This window comes from Marinobacterium sp. NO-S09 (genome assembly GCF_059179545.1).
The window spans coordinates 3,481,457-3,499,996 of the sequence record NZ_CP168954.1 but is presented as its reverse complement, the minus strand read 5'-3'; the positions used below and the strand labels follow the sequence as shown (position 1 = coordinate 3,499,996).

General features: G+C 57.9%; 14 protein-coding genes. 6 read left to right on the top strand and 8 right to left on the bottom strand.

Annotation, left to right across the window (positions count from 1 at the left end; genetic code table 11):
- Window positions 1–212: 212 nt before the first annotated feature.
- Together nirB and nirD are read left to right on the top strand one after the other, a co-directional pair.
- Window positions 213–2,729 carry a nitrite reductase large subunit NirB gene (gene nirB / locus O3C79_RS16160; RefSeq protein WP_494383930.1) on the top strand — a complete coding sequence of 839 codons (2,517 nt, stop codon included), beginning with the start codon at window positions 213–215 and terminating at the stop codon, window positions 2,727–2,729.
- Window positions 2,726–3,064: a nitrite reductase small subunit NirD gene (gene nirD, locus O3C79_RS16155; RefSeq protein WP_494383929.1), complete on the top strand. Its 339-nt coding sequence runs from the start codon at window positions 2,726–2,728 to the stop codon at window positions 3,062–3,064. Before nirB ends, nirD begins: the two co-directional genes overlap by 4 nt.
- Before the next feature lie 184 nt (window positions 3,065–3,248).
- Here nirD and O3C79_RS16150 read toward each other — a convergent pair whose 3' ends face one another.
- The 8 genes from O3C79_RS16150 to O3C79_RS16115 all read right to left on the bottom strand — a co-directional run bounded on the left by O3C79_RS16150 (window position 3,249) and on the right by O3C79_RS16115 (window position 14,743).
- Complete coding sequence (locus tag O3C79_RS16150; RefSeq protein ID WP_494383928.1) at window positions 3,249–4,364, bottom strand: class II histone deacetylase; 1,116 nt, start codon at window positions 4,362–4,364, stop codon at window positions 3,249–3,251.
- Window positions 4,357–5,529 (bottom strand): MFS transporter, encoded by a 1,173-nt coding sequence (locus O3C79_RS16145; protein WP_494383927.1) that lies wholly within the window; start codon window positions 5,527–5,529, stop codon window positions 4,357–4,359. Before O3C79_RS16145 ends, O3C79_RS16150 begins: the two co-directional genes overlap by 8 nt.
- A gap of 11 nt (window positions 5,530–5,540) precedes the next feature.
- A complete protein-coding gene (locus O3C79_RS16140; RefSeq protein WP_494383926.1) occupies window positions 5,541–6,431 on the bottom strand; it encodes a transporter in 891 nt (296 codons plus the stop codon).
- Window positions 6,432–6,528: 97 nt separating this feature from the next.
- Window positions 6,529–7,521: a helix-turn-helix transcriptional regulator gene (locus tag O3C79_RS16135; RefSeq protein WP_010324140.1), complete on the bottom strand. Its 993-nt coding sequence runs from the start codon at window positions 7,519–7,521 to the stop codon at window positions 6,529–6,531.
- 223 nt (window positions 7,522–7,744) lie between these two features.
- Window positions 7,745–9,001, bottom strand: a complete 1,257-nt coding sequence (locus O3C79_RS16130; protein WP_494383925.1) for an NAD(P)/FAD-dependent oxidoreductase — start codon at window positions 8,999–9,001, stop codon at window positions 7,745–7,747.
- Window positions 9,002–9,333: 332 nt separating this feature from the next.
- Entirely contained in the window at window positions 9,334–11,364 is a 2,031-nt protein-coding gene (locus tag O3C79_RS16125; protein WP_076460528.1) for an oxidoreductase, read from the bottom strand.
- Between the two features lie 197 nt (window positions 11,365–11,561).
- Complete coding sequence (locus O3C79_RS16120; protein ID WP_494383924.1) at window positions 11,562–12,098, bottom strand: NTP transferase domain-containing protein; 537 nt, start codon at window positions 12,096–12,098, stop codon at window positions 11,562–11,564.
- Window positions 12,095–14,743 carry a nitrate reductase gene (locus O3C79_RS16115; RefSeq protein ID WP_494383923.1) on the bottom strand — a complete coding sequence of 883 codons (2,649 nt, stop codon included), beginning with the start codon at window positions 14,741–14,743 and terminating at the stop codon, window positions 12,095–12,097. The genes O3C79_RS16120 and O3C79_RS16115 overlap by 4 nt, the downstream gene beginning before the upstream one ends.
- An 84-nt stretch (window positions 14,744–14,827) precedes the next feature.
- Between O3C79_RS16115 and O3C79_RS16110 the strand changes: the two genes are divergently transcribed.
- The 4 genes from O3C79_RS16110 (at window position 14,828) to O3C79_RS16095 (ending at window position 18,530) form a co-directional block, all read left to right on the top strand.
- A complete protein-coding gene (locus O3C79_RS16110; protein ID WP_494383922.1) occupies window positions 14,828–15,166 on the top strand; it encodes a hypothetical protein in 339 nt (112 codons plus the stop codon).
- 62 nt (window positions 15,167–15,228) lie between these two features.
- On the top strand, window positions 15,229–16,611 hold the full coding sequence (locus tag O3C79_RS16105; RefSeq protein ID WP_076461286.1) for a CmpA/NrtA family ABC transporter substrate-binding protein: 1,383 nt from the start codon (window positions 15,229–15,231) through the stop codon (window positions 16,609–16,611).
- Window positions 16,612–16,661: 50 nt separating this feature from the next.
- Window positions 16,662–17,666 (top strand): ABC transporter permease, encoded by a 1,005-nt coding sequence (locus tag O3C79_RS16100; protein WP_417534400.1) that lies wholly within the window; start codon window positions 16,662–16,664, stop codon window positions 17,664–17,666.
- A gap of 12 nt (window positions 17,667–17,678) precedes the next feature.
- The gene (locus O3C79_RS16095; protein WP_494383921.1) at window positions 17,679–18,530 is read left to right on the top strand and encodes an ABC transporter ATP-binding protein; all 852 of its coding nucleotides are present in this window, start codon (window positions 17,679–17,681) and stop codon (window positions 18,528–18,530) included.
- Window positions 18,531–18,540: the final 10 nt, after the last annotated feature.

The window sequence follows — 18,540 nt, the reverse complement described above, 5'->3', positions numbered from 1 at the left end:
CGATCTGAGGATAAACTCGGATACAGCGCAGAGAATGCGCGACATGAAAAGTTGGCACAACACCTGCTAAGTACATCACAAGAAAAATAACCAGGTGCCCTCGGGTATCTGCTCTTTATTGGACAATGGCGTCCACTTTCCAATCGCACCGCCCGTAGCGATTGAGAAAGTGGGCGCTTTTTTTTTGCTTCAAGCTTCCCGGGAGGCAAACAATGAAACAGCGCTTGATCGTGATTGGCAACGGTATGGTCGGCCATCATTTTGTGGAACAGTGGCTGGCGAATGAAGCTTCTGCTGACTATCAACTGACCGTGTTCGGGGCTGAACGCCACTCCGCCTACGACCGGGTTCATCTGTCGGAATACTTCGAGAAGGACGCCGAGCACCTGCGCCTGGGCGATGCGGATTTTTATCAGCAGTCGGCTATCGATCTGCATCTGGATGAAGCGGTTACCTCAATTGACCCCGATGCACGCACGGTGACCACCGATCAGGGTGAGTACGCCTATGACAAACTGGTCTTGGCCACCGGCTCCTATCCCTTTATTCCGCCCATCCCCGGTGGTGACCAGGCCCATTGCCTGGTGTACCGCACACTGGATGATCTGGATGCGATTCAGGCCAGCGCCAAGGATATGAAGACCGGCGTTGTTATTGGCGGTGGCCTGCTGGGTCTGGAAGCGGCGAACGCACTCAAGAGCCTGGGGCTGGATGTACACGTGGTCGAGTTTGCACCACGCTTGATGCCGGTACAGCTGGATGACGAAGCGGGCGCCATGCTGCGCAGCAAGATCGAATCCCTGGGTGTCAGCGTTCACACGGACACCGCAACTCAGCAGATTATCGCCGGCGATGCGGCACGCATGAAAATGTGCTTCGCCAATGAGACCGAGCTGGAAACCGACCTGATTGTATTTTCCGCCGGTATTCGCCCTCAGGATGCGCTGGGGCGGGGGGCCGGTCTGACATTGGGTGAACGGGGCGGCATCGATGTGGATCAGTACTGCCGAACCAGCAACCCGGATATCTATGCCATTGGTGAGTGCGCTGTCTGGAACGGACGCCACTTCGGCCTGGTCGCGCCTGGTTACACCATGGCCCGTGCCGCCGTATCGCACCTGTCAGGTGATGGCAGGGTGCATTTCCAGGGCGCCGACATGTCCACCAAACTTAAGCTTTTGGGCGTGGATGTAGGCTCAATTGGTGATGCGCACGGCCATACACCAGGCTGTCAGAGTTACCGTTATACCGATGAACGCACCGGTGTGTATCGCCGCCTGGTGGTATCTGGAGACGGTAAGCGCCTGCTGGGCGCTATTCTGATCGGCGATAATCAGTATTACGACCCGCTACTGCAGTTGGCACTCAATGATATGCCGCTGCCGGAGCAGCCGGAAGGGTTGATCCTGCCAGCCTCCGAAGGAGGCCTGCCTGCGGCCGGCAGTGCTGAGTTGCCGATGACGGCCACCATTTGCTCCTGTCACAACGTGAGCAAGGGCGATATCTGTGAATCCATGAACGATGGTGCCGTCTCTGTCGCCGACCTCAAGGCCAGCACCAAGGCAGCGACCGGTTGTGGTGGCTGTGCCGCCATGCTGAAAACGGTACTGGATGCAGAGCTGGAAAAGCGCGGCGTCCAGGTCGACCATTCTCTCTGTGCTCACTTCAGCCACACCCGCCAGGAGCTGTTTCACCTGATCCGGGTCGAGCAAATCAAAAGCTTCACCGAGCTGCTGCATAAACATGGCAACGGCGGTGGCTGTGAAATTTGTAAACCGGCGGTAGCGTCCATGCTGGCCAGCTGCTGGAACGAACATGTACACACCCCTGAGCTGGTGCCTCTGCAGGACACCAACGATACCTTCATGGCCAATATGCAGAAGGATGGCACCTACTCCGTGGTGCCGCGTATCCCCGGCGGTGAGATCACACCCAAAATGCTGATTACGCTGGGTGAGGTCGGCGATAAGTACAAGCTTTACACCAAAGTGACCGGTGGCCAGCGGATCGATCTTTTCGGTGCCACTCTGGATGAACTGCCGCTGATTTGGGAAGAATTGATCGCTGCCGGTTTCGAGACCGGTCATGCCTACGGCAAATCACTGCGCACGGTGAAGTCCTGTGTCGGCAGTACCTGGTGCCGTTTCGGGGTGAAGGACAGCGTCGGTACTGCCATCGATATCGAGAACCGTTACAAGGGCTTGCGTACGCCGCACAAGGTCAAAATGGCCGTATCCGGCTGTACCCGTGAATGCGCCGAAGCACAAAGCAAGGATATCGGTGTTATCGCAACCGAAAATGGCTGGAACCTCTATGTCTGTGGTAACGGCGGTATGAAGCCCCGTCACGCCGATCTCTTCGCTACCGATCTGGATGACGAAACCCTGGTGCGTTACATCGACCGTATCCTGATGTTCTACGTCTACACGGCTGATCGTCTGCAGCGCACCTCGGTGTGGATGGAAAATCTGGACGGTGGTCTGGATTACCTGCGCAAGGTGGTGATCGACGACAGCCTGGGGTTGGCCGCGGAGCTGGAAGCACGCATGCAGCACGTGGTCGATAGCTACCGCTGTGAATGGAAAGAAGCGGTGGAAGACCCCAATAAGCGCAAGCGCTTCCGCAGCTTTGTGAATTCCGATGAACCGGGCCGCGCCCGCATCGTGCAGGTGGTGGAAAGAGGTCAGCTGATACCGGCCCGTGAACTGGCTGTGGAGGAAGCATCATGAGCACTATCAAATGGCAGGATATCTGCGCGCGTGAGGACCTGGTACCGGGCTCCGGTGTGGCGGTGAAACTGGCAAATACGGCAGCCGCCCTGTATTGGCCGGACCCTGAGTCCCCGCAGCTGTTTGCGATGGCACACAAAGACCCCTTCTCACAGGCCGAAGTTCTGGCCTGGGGGCTGTTGTGTGAGGCCTCAGGTGAATGGTCGGTGGCCGCGCCTTTATACAAGCAGCACTTCCGTCTCCGTGATGGCGTGTGCCTTGAACAGCCGGAGGTTGTCTTGCCCACCTGGCCGGTGCGCTTCAATGGCGAGCGTGTCGAGGTGGGTTTGAGCTGAAGTTTAAGACCTTTAAAACAGGAGTGGCCCCCATGCACCCCAAACAGCCAATAGAGCAGACTCCGCTTAAAGACCTCTTTGGTCGCTTGATTCAGGACGTCAGTGGTACTGAAAACGATCAGTGTCACTGTGGCTGCACCTCCCACCCGGCCGGGGAAAGAAACCGGTGGGAGGTGCGTTATCTTCAGTCTTTAAAGCCTAAGGATTGTGCCTGTTCCTCCAGCAAGCTGAATTGCAACTCGGGTTGAGCACCCTTGGGCTGCTGCAGCTTGATGAAGTCCAGCAGCGGGTCTTCCACTTCTGTATGAACCCCGGAGAGGGCTTCAATGGCCGCCAGGCCACAGAAGGGAACATAGCCTTCGGAGTAGCCGCCTTCGTGGGCCAGCACCAGGCGTCCATCACACAACTCCTCGGCCAGGGCTTTGGTCTTTTCAGTCATCTGGCGGAAGGTGTCGCTGTGGGCCAGCATACGTGCAAGTGGGTCAATACCGTTGGCGTCGTAGCCACAGGCCACTATGATCAGCTGAGGTTTGTACTGGCGCAAGGCCGGTGCGACCAGTTCGTCAAAGGCATGCATGTACGCTGCATGTCCGCTACCCGGCAGCAAAGGAATGTTCAGGTTACAGCCTTCGCCAGCCCCTTCACCGCGGTCTTCGGCACCCGAATAGCCTGGTGGGAAACAACCTTCCTGGTGGATGGAGATACTCAGCACATCCGGGCGATCATAGTAGACCGCCTGAGTGCCGTTGCCGTGGTGGACATCCCAGTCGATGACAGCAACACGCTCCAGGTTGAACATCGCCTTGGCGCGCTCAATGGCCACCGGGATATTGGCCAGAAAGCAGAAGCCCATGGCCTGATCCGGCAGGCAGTGATGGCCCGGCGGGCGGGACAGGGCATAAGCGTTATCGGCTTCGCCTCGCATCACTTTTTCGACGGCAGCACAGACCAGTCCCGCGGACTTGAGGGCGATTTCGAAGGTGCCGGGGCCAACAGGGGCGTTGTCACCAAAAGGGCCGCCGCCGTTGTCGCTCAGTGCCTTGAATCGTTCCAGGTAAGTCTGGGGATGGACGCGCAGCAGATCCTCCTGAGTAGCTGCGGGCGCACTGGAGACCTGCAGCGACTGGCTCAGGCCGGACACATCCAGCAGGTTTTTCAGGCGCCGCTTGGTTTCCGGTGATTCGGCATGACCCGCTGCAGAAGGCGGCTGAATCCAGCCACCGACGGGCAGAATTTCCACATGGCTGCCGGCTGAGTGCCAGAAGCAGTGCTCATCAAACAGAAAGGCTGTGTTAGACATGTTCAGGTTCTCCAAGGGTTTGTTCGGTTTTACTTTGCAACAGCAGAATCAGTACAAGGGACAGGAAGGCCAGCAGGGCCGAACCCAGTAACACGGCCTGAAATCCGTGAAATTCTTCAATCATGCGGCCGGCGATGAGAGGGCCCAGAGCCAGGCCGCCGCCAATCACCAGATTGACGAGGCTCATCAGCTGTCCATTGCGGTCGATGCTGGCGAGGCTGGCCAAAATGAAGGGCAGGGCGAAGGTCCAGGCATATTTGAAGCCCAGTGCCGCCAGAGTGAAGCGCGTTTCGTCCGGCGAGCCGGTCAGCAGCAGAATGCCGGCGATCATCACGGCATAACCGCCAACCAGCAGTAAACGAAAGCGCTTGCGACCACCCAGAAGCGTGGCGCTGAGGGCGCCAGCTATGCCCAGCAGTGAGGCCATTGCCAGCACATTGCCACTCACTTGTGCGTCGATATTGATGCTTTCTGCCAAGGCCCCAAGGAATGTCCAGACGCCATTCAGGCTGATATAGAACAGCAGGACTGCAAGCAGACCCACAAGCGCAGGCAGGGACAGGCGCGCTGTTGTGTTCGCTTTTGCCGTGTCAGTACTCTGCTGCTTGTTGGCAGGCAGATAGCGGATCAGCGGCAGGCACAGCAGCATCAGTACCGCCAGCACGGCAAAGAAGACAGCAAGTCCATAGTGGGCAAACAGGCTGGGCAGCAGGGTCAGGCCAAGGGCTCCGAGTACCAGCTGCCCCATCACCCATAGACCATAGATTCGGTCAGGTTTGGGCAGCATGGATGCGGTGCCCATACACAGAATCATCAGGGAGCCGCCACCCAGGCCACTTAGGATACGCAGCGGAATCAACGTGGAGGCCGAGTCGGCCAGCATTGAGCCAAGATTCGCCACAATAAAAACCGATGCAGCCAGCGTGCCGGCCAGACGCCAGTTAACGCGGGAAAGCCAATAACAGGCGGGTAAGCTGGCCAGGCTCATGGCACCTAATTCAGCTGTGAACAGCGAGCCGATGGCAGCCGGACCCAGCTGTAATTCGGCACCCAGCTGTCCAGCCACTACGGGAGCCATCATCAGCAGTGCCGGCGCGACTGCTGCTATCAGGGTCAGCGCCAGAATGGTCTTGCGGTTGTCGGTGGAGGTATGAACGCTTGTCATCTCATAGCCTCCTAGTAGACGTGGGCGAAGCGCAGCATGAACTGGCTGCTGTCGAAGGTGTTTTCAGAGTCGACGTTGTCCGCATAGGTGAACATCACCTGATTGCGGCCATCGAGCCAGTGACCGACTTCAAATCCCACCTGGGTATATTCCTGGCGTGAGTTGTAGATTCTGGTGCCACCGATCTCCAGCTCACCGCCCTGGGCGTGATAAAGACGCAAAGCGCCATAGGTGGAGGGGGTGAAGTCGTAGGACGCAAAGGCCTGGAGGCGATAAAGCGGGTCCTGTGACAGGGTTTGCCCGTAGTAATCGTCGTTGTTGCCGTACAGCTGGGCTTCCAGAGAGCCTTCCAGAGTCCATTTGTCGCTGACACCGCGGGTGTAGTTGAGCAGGAAGGTGGCGCCCCAACGGTTGGCGCCGGCTGACACATCTGCTGCATGACCGTCGTAGTCACCGATGGGCACCGTCAGCAGTGACAACAAACCGCTGTACTCACGCTGCTCGGGGTTATTGAGCAGGAACAGGGTGCCGCCGATCTGGGCATCGCCCAGGCCGGAATCACTCATGCTTTGGGTTGCGCCGGGAAGCTTCGCCTTGACGCGAGCTCCGGACAGTATGACCTGAGGTGTACACAGGGTGCCGCAGATGTCGGTAAACCAGATGTGACGATAGGCCACCGCCTGCACATTCAGTTCGGCATCCTTGAAGGTTCCCGTTTCGGAGTCGTACTGGCTGGCTTGGGTGTTGGGCAGGTACAGGACGCCCAGTTGAGTGCCTGATGGCGCACTGTAAAAATCCTTGGCGTTGGTATCGGCGGCCTGTACGCACGTGCTCAAAGGCAGGGTTGCCGCCAGAGTGGCACCGATCAGGCTGTTTTTCAGCAAGTCTCGTTTTGTTTTCATTGTTGTTTTCCCAGGTTGTTATCAGGGCGAGTGGGGGCCTCAGATCAGCTCTGATAGTTAAAAAACAGGGTGGGGTGTTGCGGGTTGGGTTAGTGGTTTATATGGGTTTGCTGTTGGGCAGGTCGTGTAACAGGCGGCTAATGTCGGCTTTGCTGTTGATGCCCAGCTTCATATAGATGGAGCGCAGATAGTAGCGAACGGTATTGGGGGAGATGCCGATTTCGCGGGCAATTTCCTTGTAGGTGCGGCCCTGGCCAAAACGAACGGCGACATCCTGTTCCCGAGCTGACAGCTGTTCAATCGGGTATAGCGGGCGTGCTATCAACAGGAAGTTCTGGCCACGTGCCTGGCAATCAATGGCCAGTGCCTGGCCGTGGTAACCATCAAGGGTTGGCGCAAACGGGAGTTGGGGGCCGCGCCAGTCAGGCCACTCGGTCAGCAATAGATCGACCAGTCCAGGTTCCGAACTTTGCAGTACTCCGTTTGCGTCCGATACGGCCAGCGACATGGGGTTTTCGGTTTTGGATTCCATGACTGCATGGACGTTTCGGATCTGATTAATAGATGCCGCTGATAACAAGTGCGGCATCAGTGATTGCATCAAGGTCAGTTCCATCGCAGAAAAGGCCGGGTCATCACTGCCACGATAGAGACTCAGGTGATTGATGAAGCCGGTAATGTCGTCGCGGGAAATGGTGCACATCAGTTCTGAAAATGCGTATTTGTGTGCCAGCCACTTGAGGCCTTCCGAGATATCAGGCTGGTCCATGGTCAGCACAACAGGTTTGCCGGGTTCCTTGAATACCCGTTCTACCGTGTCGTCCTGTTTGCGAATGCTTTTCCAGTCTTCAAAGTAGTCTGGCGGTAACCCCAGCAAAAAGAAGCTTTGCAGAAGCTCGGGTTCGTCAGAAGAGGGTGTGCCGCGCCCCCACCAGGCCGATTGGAAAGGGATAAGGGACTGGATACATTCCAGCATTGTTTGCAGAAAACGCTCCAGCGGTTCCTCGCGGGCCAGGCGGTAAATCTCCAGCAATGTATGGCTGAACTGACTCAACAACTCGGCATCGTCGATACGGGTGTGGGTTGGCATTGGGCTGGCCTCGATTATGTTTTTCTTCTGTGGGGGCGTGACCTTTATCTCAGACTAGCCGCTTTAATGCGTGGGCAATACCCTGCAAATGCACGGGGCTTGAGGAGAAGGTTTCGGCAAGGGATACAAAAGGGTGCAATAAGCGAAGGCTGTTTGATCTCTCGACCTAAAACAGTGCGTTTCAAGGCCGAGAGAATAAGTCCAGAGTGTTCGGGGAAGGGGGTTAGAAGCGCTCAACCCGATAAGGGGTCATATCGATTTCGGGTGTTTCCCCATCCATTATCTGACTGATCAGCTTTCCGGTCACAGGGCCCAGCGTGAAGCCCTGATGGCCATGGCCGCAGGCCAACCAGAGCCCGGGGTGTTTGCGGGAGGGGCCAATGATGGGTTTCATATCCGGCAAGCAGGGGCGGCTGCCCATCCAGGGTTGGGCGTCGATACGCTCGCCCAGTGAGAAAAAGGTTCTTGCCTTGGCTTCGGCGTCATTCAGCTGTTCATAGCGTGGCGGAGCCTGGTGTCGGGTCAACTCGGCACCGGAGGTGAGCCGGATACCCGCCTGCATGGGCGCAAGCAGGTAGCCGTTCTCTGAATCGATGATCCAGTGTTTGAGCCCGGTCCCGTTTTGGCTTGCCCCTTCCGCTCCGGCGAAGTGCATGTGATAACCACGCTTGATGATCAAGGGAATGGAAATCCCCAGGTTGGTTAGCCAGTCCGCAGACCAGGGCCCCATGGCCATGACAGCCTGTTCAGCCTCCAACGTTTCGCCTTGTACCAGTGCTCGCCAGCCCGAACCCTGCGGGCTGAGTGATTGCAGTTCAGCTTCTACCAGCCGCCCGCCACTGGCCTGGAACGCACGGGCATAGGCCGCAACCAGATCGCCCGGTGATACTGCGCCCCAGGGCTGGGTCCAGTGAATGGCGCCCGGGGTGTTGATATGAATGCCGGGCTGTTCACGTGCCAGTGCCTTGCTATCAAGCATTCGGGTTTCAATACCGAATTCGCTAGCGGCTTTCTCTGCCTGTTCACACTCTCGCTCAAAGGTGCTGGCGGTACGAAATACGTCGATGTATCCCGTTTCGCGGATCAGATGTTCGGCTCCAGCGGCCTGGATCATTTCAGCATGGGTGTCCAGCGACTGTTCCACCAGAGCAGCGTAACTGGGCACTACGCCGGGATAACGTCCAGGCGCTGAGTTACGCCAGTACTGGAGCAGAGGGCCGGCCGTGTGCATAAGGCCGCCCAGTCGATAGCGGATGTCCGTTTCCCGGTTGGGCAGCACGCGCAACAGTGTTTTCAGATCACGTGGGAAGGCGTAGGGATAGACGGCTTCACGCTGAATCAGGCCTGCATTGCCAAAAGATGTTTCGCGTCCCGGCGCGCGACGGTCGACCAGCGTAACCTGATGACCTCTTTGCTGCAGGTGCCAGGCCACAGAAACGCCGACCATGCCAGCGCCCAGAACCAGAATCTCACGTGCCATATATCCATCCACTCCTTGTTGGGCTTGTGCGTGTCTTGCTGTCCGGTGTTATCCAGACATTGGTGCTGCATCATTGAAGAAAAACGATGCTGCGAAGACTGATACACGAAGCTGCTGGATCTGACAAATCAGGCGGTCGTTTGGGTGGCCGATAGGACGCATGCAGATAAATTCGGGGCGAGAAAACGAAAGTTACGCACAACGGCAAAAGCAGCGGGTGTGAATGAGAAATAGTGTGGCCTGAAAGAGCCTGGTTCTGAGTAATAAGACCCGTGTAACCAAAAAGGGGAGCCTCTGACAGGCTCCCCTTGGGTATTCGTGGTTGATGCGGTTTACAGAGCTTTGGCCAGTTCCAGCGCCTCGGCAAAGGCGATTTTGGCATCCATGCCGCGGGCTTCACGAGCCGCACCCACACGGTGGACGTTGATGCCAGCACCTTCCAGCTCTTCAGCCAGGTCGGCTCGCGGGCGCTGGCCGGCACAGACAATCACGGTATCCACATCGAGTACATGCTGTTCGTCACGGTGTTCAAGGCTGATGCGGTTGCTCTCGACCTGATTGAAGGTCACGCCACCCAGCATTTTAACGTTGCGCTTCTTCAGCACTTCACGGTGAATCCAGCCAGTGGTTTTGCTCAGCTCGGCGCCTACTTTGATATCACGGACTTCCAGCAGGTGGATTTCGCGATCAACGGATGGCATGGGCTGGGGAGCCACCAGGCCGCCGCGTACTTCAAAGTTCTGATCCACACCCCATTCGGCCATGAAGCCATCCTTGCCCTGATGCACATGTTCATCAGATTCGGTGAGGAATTCCGCAACATCAAAGCCGATGGGGCCGGCACCGATAATGGCAACGCGTTTGCCAACCGGTTTGCCGTGCTCAAGAACGTCCAGGTAATCCAGGTACTGGGCATTTTCGATGCCCGGAATCGGCGGCGTCCAGGGGCGCACACCGGTCGCCACAACCACATCGTCAAAACCGGCTTCCAGCAGCTGGTCCTTATTAACAGTCTGCCCCAGACGGACTTCTACGCCGGCATTCTCGAAACGTTTCTCGTAGTAACGCAGGGTTTCGTAGAACTCTTCCTTGCCCGGGATGCGGGCGGCCAGTTCGAACTCGCCACCCAGCGTAGTGCGGGATTCAAACAGGGTGACCTGATGACCACGTTCCGCAGCTACTGCCGCGACCATCATGCCAGCGGGGCCTGCGCCTACGACGGCAATACGGCGGCCGCTGCTTGCCGGCTCCACGCCCGGCTCAGATTCTCGGCAGGCAACCGGGTTGACCAGACAGGTGGTCAGCTTGCCTTCGAATACATGGTCCAGACAGCCCTGGTTACAGCCGATACAGGTGTTGATTTCATCACCACGTCCCTCGGCGGATTTATTCACAAAGTCCGGGTCGGCCAGGAAGGGGCGTGCCATGGAGATCATGTCGGCCTGGCCAGAGGCAACAATCTGTTCGCCCACTTCCGGGGTGTTGATACGGTTACAGGTGATCACCGGCACCTTGAGTTCAGTGCGGATCTTGGCGGTGACGCCGGCAAAAGCGGCACGGGGTACGCTGGAGGCGATGGTTGGGACACGTGCCTCGTGCCAGCCGATACCAGTGTTGATGATGGTGACGCCGGCCTGCTCAATCGCCTTGGCCAGAGTGAGTACTTCATCCCAGGTGCTGCCGTCTTCGACCAGGTCGAGCATCGACAGGCGGTAGATGATGATGAACTCTTCGCCCACTCGCTCACGCACGCGGCGCACGATTTCGGTGGGGAAACGCATACGGTTTTCGTAGCTGCCGCCCCAGCGGTCGGTACGCTTGTTGGTGCGCTGGACCAGGAACTGGTTAATCAGGTACCCCTCTGACCCCATGACTTCAACGCCGTCGTAGCCGGCTTCTTTCGCCAGCGCTGCAGCGGTTACGTAATCTTCGATCTGCTGCTCGACTTCGGCATCGGTCAGCTCTTTCGGACAGAAGCGTGTGATGGGTGACTGGATAGCGGAAGGCGCGACTGACGCGGGTGTCATCGCGTAGCGACCGGCGTGCAGCAGCTGCATACAGATCTTGCCACCTGCAGCATGCACGGCCTCCGTGATGATGCGGTGATGTGGCACTTCCTTGGCATCATCCATTTGCGCTGCGCCATGGAATACAACACCCGCAGCGTTGGGGGAAATACCACCGGTTACGATCAGGCCTACACCGCCGGCTGCACGGGCGGCATAGAAGCTGGCCAGCTTTTCAAAGCCCTGAGGAATCTCTTCAAGATTAGTATGCATGGACCCCATCAGGACGCGGTTTTTCAGCGTGGTAAATCCCAGGTCCAGGGGTGCCAAAAGATTCGGGTAGCGATGTGCGGTCATGGAAGAACCTCTCAGGGCAAAGTAAGCCGTTATTCGTTTATTGTTGGAATAATCTTAACAGTGTCAAGTTGGGTTCAAGGTATAGCATCAACTTGACGACGTCAAGTTATGGGCTGGTCATGATGTCAGCAGCATTCCGAGAGACCGGAATTGAGGACAAGAGACAGGTGTTATATCGACAAGAGGGAAGCGTCGGCTCAGGTGTTCAGGTTAAGCAGAACATCCTGGCGTAACTTGATACCGACCGACTTCACCTGCTGCAGCACACGAATCATCTGGCGTTCGCCGGCAGCCACACGGCGCACAAGCTGTGGCACGAGCGGCTCCGGAATCAGGGCGTGAAGTGGGTGCTCACGTCCTGCCGAGATGAAGTAGATCCAGTGCTCAGGGTATTGCTCAGCGGCTTCAAGCAGCAGGTTGATATGATCTGCGCGAATGCCCGGCGTATCACATGGCAGTATCAGAAACTGATCGCCCGGCAGCTCCGGAAGCAGCTGAGACAGGGCCACCAGGGCACCTGGAAAGTCCGGTTCGGGTTCGCTGAGCAGCGGCAGTCCGAACCGCTCGTATTGGTCGTGGTTACGATTGCAGTTCAGATAGAGCTGGTCACAGTGAGGCCGCAGGGCTTCGATGGAATATTGCACGCGCGGAAGCCCCTCATAGAGCATCAACCCCTTGTCGGCACCATCCACACGTTCGCCGCGACCTCCCGAGAGGACCAGACCTGTAATCATGCACTCTTCTCCACGTGATGCACTTTGACCAGTTCTTTCAACTCCGGCACACAGGAGCCGCAGTTGGTTCCGCACTTGAGCTGCTCACCCAGCGCCTGAGCCGAATCTGCACCCTCTATAATGGCGGCAATGATGTCCGGTTCGCGTACCTGATAACAGCTGCAGATTACCGCCCCCGAGGCTTGCTCGCCGGGGGCTTTGGCATCCAGCAGCTGGCGCCGGGTATCCAGATCGACTTCCACATCGAAGCAGCTATCCAGCCACGCCAAGTCAGGCAGCTCGGCATTGGGTTCAACCAGTAATATCCAGTCTAGACGATTGTTTTGAATTCCGGCGGCACGAAAGCGCTTATGGGGCTGGTCGTCCAGCCAAAGACTGGGGGCACCCAGGTGGGATTCACACCAGTCCCGCCAGTTCTCCACCGCTTCGGTGTCGGCCAGTCGATAGCTGGTGCAGTGGTTGAGGGGAACCCGTGTCCACCAGTGATCCTCAATGCTGCGCTCCTCACGGACCAGCAGTCGGGCTTCCCAGCGCATGTGAAGAGGCTTAAGGGTTGCGCGTCCCTGCTTGGATTCGGGCTGGCCGGAAAAGGGGTCGACCTCTGGAGCGAACAGGCTGCCGCTGATACCGGTTTGAGTGAACTGACGGGTCCAGTGCATGGGGATAAATACTTCGCCCGGGCGCTGCTGGTCGGTGATGCGGATACGGCCCCGGTAACGGCCCAGCTCATTTTGCAGCTCGGCCAGTTGCAGGTGTTCTACCTGGAACCGACGCGCATCGTCCGGGTGAATTTCAATAAAGGGTTCTGCGTGGTGCTGCAACAGGCGGGCGGCACGACCGGTTCGGGTCATGGTGTGCCACTGGTCCCGGATACGGCCGGAGTTGACGATCAGTGGGTACTCACTGCTGGGCTGCTGTTTGGGCGCCTGAGGGGTGACAGGTAACAGTCGTGCCCTGTTGTTTGGGGTGAAAAAGTGGCCGTCGGCAAACAGCCGAGGCGTACCTTCGGGGGCCTGCTCGTTTACGGGCCACTGGATCGGCTTGAGACTGTCATAGGCAAGGTCACTGAGTTCTGCCATGCCGCTGATATCGAAACCACGGGTACGGTTGTTCTCGAAGCCGGACAGGCGCGCATGTTCTCGGAATATCGCGGCGGGGGAGGGGTAATCAAAGGCCTCCCGATAGCCCATTCGTTTGGCCAGCTCGCAAATAATCCACCAGTCGTGCTTCGCATCTCCTGGCGGAGGCACCAGGCCACGCTGGCGCGAAATACGGCGCTCGGAATTGGTAACGGTGCCGTTCTTCTCGCTCCAGCCGCTGGCAGGCAAGACGATATCGGCCAGTTCCAGCGTATCGGTGTTCGCCATGCATTCGGATACGATGACCAGTTCGCACTTCTCCACTGCGCGACGAACGCGGTTGGCATCGGGCAGGCTGACCAGCGGGTTGGTGGCCATGATCCAGACAGCCTTGATCTCGCCACGCTCGATAGCCTCGAACAGATCCACCGCCTTGTAGCCTTCACGGGTGGCCATATTCGGTGCCTGCCAGAACCGACCCACTCGCTCGACAAATGCGGATTGGCTGAAATCCATGTGTGCTGCCAGCTGGTTAGCCAGTCCGCCCACCTCTCGGCCTCCCATGGCGTTGGGTTGGCCGGTCAGCGAGAAGGGCCCCATGCCGGGGCGCCCCAGTCGGCCCGTGGCCAGATGGCAGTTGATGATGCTGTTAACCTTGTCGGTGCCGCTGCTGGACTGGTTGATGCCCTGAGAGAAGAAAGTAAGTGTTCGCTCAGTGGTGCAGAACCAGTCCACCAGCTGCTCCAGGTCGGCCAGAGGCACATCCGCCTCGCGTGCAACCTCAGCCAGGTCGCCAGCGCTCGTCTGGGCGGCACTCAAGGCAGCATCAAAGCCTTCCGTATGGGCATCAATGTGGTCAGCATCCAGGGCATTGCGCTCTGCCAGTGCGGCCAGAATGGCGTTAAAGATCAGTGCATCAGTGCCGGGCTTCAATGCCAGATGCAGGTCAGCCAGATCGGCCGTGGCTGTTCGGCGTGGATCGATCAGCACGACCTTGATATCAGGATTGGTGTTTTTGGCGGCGACCATACGCTGATACAGGATGGGGTGGTTCCAGGCGGCGTTGGAGCCGACCAGCACCATTAGCTCGGCGTGGTCGATGTCCTCATAGCTGCAGGGCTGGAGGTCACCACCGAAAGCGCGCTTGTAGCCCACGACGGTGGACGACATGCACAGCCGTGAATTGGTATCCACGTGTGCCGAGCCGATAAAGCCCTTCATCAGCTTGTTGGCGACATAATAGTCTTCGGTCAATAACTGGCCGGACAGGTACATGGCCACCGACTCGGGGCCGTGCGCCGCGATGATTCCTCCCAGACGTGTGGCCAGGGTCTCCAGCGTCGTATTCCAGCTGTGCTCACGGCCATCCACGCGCGGCTTGAGTAATCGGCCTTCCATCGCGGTGGTTTCATGAAGTGCGCTGCCTTTTACGCATAGCCTGCCCTGATTGGCTGGATGATCTTCATCGCCGCTGACCGCGATGATGCGCTGGCCATCATGAGTGGTGTTTACGCCGCAACCGACGCCACAGTAGGGGCAGGTGGTCTGGTTCTTCAGGGTCGCCATGGAGCACTCCAGTTCAAACGCACAAACAAAAACGCCCGGTCTCCCCATCTTTGTATAAAGAGGGAGTACCGGGCGTCGTTGCCGATGTTGTTTTTTGTCATTGGTATTTGTACTGCAAAAGCGGTGCCAGCAGCAGGGGGTGTGTTTACAGGGCTAAGTCATTGGTTTGCAGCAGCGAGCCAGAAGCGTGAAGAGGACGTGTGCTCGATTTTGGGGCGCTCTGCATTTTTGCAGTGCGGTATCTACCGGCATGAGCAGGGGCTGAAAAGGGAAAAGCGGCAAAACATGCTGATTTTTCTGGTTTTTCAGATGTTGGCACGTCATCTGCTTTATCACTGGCAAATCGGTACTGCTCAGGCGGTGCCATCACATATCAGTTTTGACACTGACGGCAAGGGCGCCGTTCCATCAACGGAGATTTGATCTTCGAGTGGTGGGGCGGCGCCCTTTTTGCATTTGGCTTTTTGTATTTGGAGAGCGAGACCATGTTGAAACAACCGGGATCATTCAAGCGACTGCTGCTGGCGGCATCCATCGCCGTCACCACACTGACTGCCCAGACAGCTGTACAGGCTGAAGTGGGCTATCCGGAAAAGGAGGAGCTGAAATTCGGCTTCATCAAGCTCACCGACATGGCGCCGCTGGCGATCGCCTACGAGAAGCAGTACTTCGAGGATGAAGGCCTGTACGTACAGCTGGAAGCCCAGGCCAACTGGAAAGTGCTTCTGGACCGCGTGATTGACGGCCAGTTGGACGGTGCACACATGCTGGCCGGTCAGCCACTGGGTGCCACCATTGGTTACGGTACTGAAGCGCATATCGTCACCGCGTTTAGCATGGACTTGAACGGTAACGGCATCACCGTTTCCAACGATATCTGGGAGCAGATGAAGGAACACATTCCTGTCGGTGAAGACGGCAAGCCGGTACACCCGATCAAGGCCGACTATCTCAAGCCAGTGGTGGACAAGTACCGTGCCGAAGGCAAACCGTTCAACATGGGCATGGTGTTCCCGGTTTCCACCCACAACTATGAACTGCGTTACTGGCTTGCCGCCGGTGGCATCCACCCGGGCTATTATGCGCCGCACAAGGGCGACACCAGCGGTCAGCAGCAGGCAGATGCGCTACTGTCAGTAACCCCGCCGCCGCAGATGCCGGCCACACTGGAAGCGGGCACCATCTATGGCTACTGCGTGGGTGAACCCTGGAACCAGCAGGCAGTGTTCAAGGGCATCGGCGTGCCGGTAATCACCGACTACGAGATCTGGAAGGACAACCCGGAAAAGGTGTTCGGTGTGTCCAAAGCCTGGGCGGATCAGTACCCCAACACGCATATTCGTGTGGTCAAGGCGATGATCCGTGCCGCCAAATGGCTGGATGAAAACAATAACGCCAACCGTCCGGAAGCGGTGGATATCCTGTCGCGTCCTGAATATGTGGGGGCCGATGCCGAGGTTATCGCCAACTCCATGACCGGTACCTTTGAGTACGAGAAGGGCGACAAGCGCGAAGTGCCTGACTTCAACGTCTTCTTCCGTCATCACGCCACTTACCCCTACTACTCCGATGCCATCTGGTATCTGACCCAAATGCGCCGCTGGGGCCAGATTTCCGAGCAGAAGCCTGACAGCTGGTACATGGATGTGGCCAAGAAAGTATACCGCCCGGATGTGTACCGTATTGCCGCCGAGGAGTTGATTGCAGAAGGCAAGATGGCTGCCAGCGACTTCCCGGACTTTGCCAGCGAAGACGGTTTCAAGGCACCGCAGACCCAGTTTATCGACGGTGTGACCTATGACGGTACCAAGCCGAACGAGTATCTGCAGAAGTTCGATATCGGCCTGAAAGGCGCTGACCAAATCTGATGGCTGCGGGCTCCGGCGCTGATCGGAGCCCCGCCGAAGGAGAGCACACCATGAGCAGCATTCGTATGACACTATCAGGCATGTCCGGCATCGCCGGAGTTAAAGCCAACGACACCTTCGCCAGCTGGTTGAAACGCACCACCCAGACCCTCGGCCTGCCATTGATCGGCCTGCTGGTCTTCCTGTTTATCTGGCAGGTGGGCGCCAAGCAGATCGACACCTCGCTGGGCCAGTTCCCGGGGCCGACCCAGGTCTACGAACAGGCGGGAGCACTGGTTTCTGAGCACAACCGTGAGCGTGATCGTGAAGCCGCTTTCTACGAACGACAGGAAAAGCGTAACGCCGACCGTGTCGCCAAAGACCCGGATTACGTACCTAAAATCCGTGATTACACCGGTAAACCGACCTTCTTTGATCAGATCGGTACCAGCCTGGTGACGGTGTTGGCCGGCTTTGCCATCGCAGCGTTGATCGCCATTCCGCTGGGCATTTGCATCGGTCTGAATTCAGCCCTGTATAGCGCATTGAACCCGATCATCCAGCTGTTCAAGCCGGTGTCGCCGCTGGCCTGGCTGCCGCTGGTAACCATGGTGGTCAGTGCCGCCTATGTCAGTGATGACCCGCTGTTCGCCAAGTCATTTCTGACCTCGCTGTTTACCGTATCCCTGTGCTGCCTCTGGCCGACGCTGATCAACACCGCTGTGGGTGTGTCAGCCATCAGCCCGGACCTGCAGAACGTGAGCAAAGTGCTGCGCCTGAATTGGCTGACACACGTGGTACGCATCGTACTGCCATCGTCGGTGCCGATGATCTTCACCGGCCTGCGCCTGTCACTGGGCATCGCCTGGATGGTGCTGATCGCCGCCGAAATGCTGGCGCAGAACCCGGGGCTGGGCAAGTTCGTCTGGGACGAATTCCAGAACGGCAGCTCCGACTCCCTCGGTCGCATCATGGTCGCCGTACTGGTGATCGGCCTGATCGGCTTCCTGCTGGACCGCATCATGCTGCTGATTCAGCGCGCCGTGTCCTGGGATAAAACTGCCATTACTCGATAAGGAGACTCCACCATGGCTGCACATCTTGAATTAACCGACGTTTCCATCGAGTTCCCGACACCGAAAGGGGCCTTCAAGGCGCTGGACGGGGTCAACCTGAAAATCCAGCGGGGCGAGTTTGTTTCCCTGATCGGCCACTCCGGCTGCGGCAAGTCCACCGTGCTGAACATCGTTGCGGGCCTGCATCAGGCCACCACTGGTGGTGTGGTACTGGACGGTCGTGAAGTGAACGAACCCGGCCCTGAGCGTGCCGTGGTGTTCCAGAACCACTCGCTGCTGCCCTGGCTGACAGCCTACGAGAACGTGGAACTGGCCGTGCGCCAGGTGTTCAAGGGCAAAAAGAGCAAAGCGGAAATGAAGGAGTGGATTGAGCACAACCTGGAACTGGTGCACATGACCCACGCAATCCACAAGCGCCCGGATGAGATCTCCGGTGGCATGAAGCAGCGTGTGGGTATCGCCCGAGCGTTGGCAATGGAGCCCACCGTGCTGCTGATGGATGAGCCCTTTGGTGCGCTGGACGCACTGACCCGCGCCCATCTGCAGGACTCGCTGATGGAGATCCAGAATAAGCTCAATAACACCGTGATCATGATCACCCACGACGTGGATGAAGCGGTGCTGCTGTCCGACCGCATCGTGATGATGACGAACGGCCCGGCTGCAACGGTGGGTGAGATCCTCAAGGTAGACTTGGCGCGTCCGCGTGACCGTATCGCCCTGGCTGATGATGCCGAGTACAACCACTACCGCCATCAGGTGCTGCGCTTCCTGTACGAGAAGCAGCGCAAGGTGGAACCGCTGGAGAGTCGCCGCCCCAAGGGCTCGGCTGCCAGTGAATCGAAATCCCGCAAACAGGCCTGAGCCGAGTAGC

What these genes read in the sequence shown, in the direction of transcription:
- O3C79_RS16150 (WP_494383928.1), bottom strand. Translation starts at nt 4,364, where the DNA reads ATGTCTAACACAGCCTTTCTGTTTGATGAGCACTGCTTCTGGCACTCA.
- O3C79_RS16100 (WP_417534400.1), top strand. Translation starts at nt 16,662, where the DNA reads ATGAGCAGCATTCGTATGACACTATCAGGCATGTCCGGCATCGCCGGA.
- O3C79_RS16140 (WP_494383926.1), bottom strand. Translation starts at nt 6,431, where the DNA reads ATGAAAACAAAACGAGACTTGCTGAAAAACAGCCTGATCGGTGCCACT.
- O3C79_RS16145 (WP_494383927.1), bottom strand. Translation starts at nt 5,529, where the DNA reads ATGACAAGCGTTCATACCTCCACCGACAACCGCAAGACCATTCTGGCG.
- O3C79_RS16115 (WP_494383923.1), bottom strand. Translation starts at nt 14,743, where the DNA reads ATGGCGACCCTGAAGAACCAGACCACCTGCCCCTACTGTGGCGTCGGT.
- O3C79_RS16130 (WP_494383925.1), bottom strand. Translation starts at nt 9,001, where the DNA reads ATGGCACGTGAGATTCTGGTTCTGGGCGCTGGCATGGTCGGCGTTTCT.
- O3C79_RS16095 (WP_494383921.1), top strand. Translation starts at nt 17,679, where the DNA reads ATGGCTGCACATCTTGAATTAACCGACGTTTCCATCGAGTTCCCGACA.
- O3C79_RS16135 (WP_010324140.1), bottom strand. Translation starts at nt 7,521, where the DNA reads ATGCCAACCCACACCCGTATCGACGATGCCGAGTTGTTGAGTCAGTTC.
- O3C79_RS16110 (WP_494383922.1), top strand. Translation starts at nt 14,828, where the DNA reads ATGTTGTTTTTTGTCATTGGTATTTGTACTGCAAAAGCGGTGCCAGCA.
- O3C79_RS16125 (WP_076460528.1), bottom strand. Translation starts at nt 11,364, where the DNA reads ATGACCGCACATCGCTACCCGAATCTTTTGGCACCCCTGGACCTGGGA.
- O3C79_RS16105 (WP_076461286.1), top strand. Translation starts at nt 15,229, where the DNA reads ATGTTGAAACAACCGGGATCATTCAAGCGACTGCTGCTGGCGGCATCC.
- nirB (WP_494383930.1), top strand. Translation starts at nt 213, where the DNA reads ATGAAACAGCGCTTGATCGTGATTGGCAACGGTATGGTCGGCCATCAT.
- nirD (WP_494383929.1), top strand. Translation starts at nt 2,726, where the DNA reads ATGAGCACTATCAAATGGCAGGATATCTGCGCGCGTGAGGACCTGGTA.
- O3C79_RS16120 (WP_494383924.1), bottom strand. Translation starts at nt 12,098, where the DNA reads ATGATTACAGGTCTGGTCCTCTCGGGAGGTCGCGGCGAACGTGTGGAT.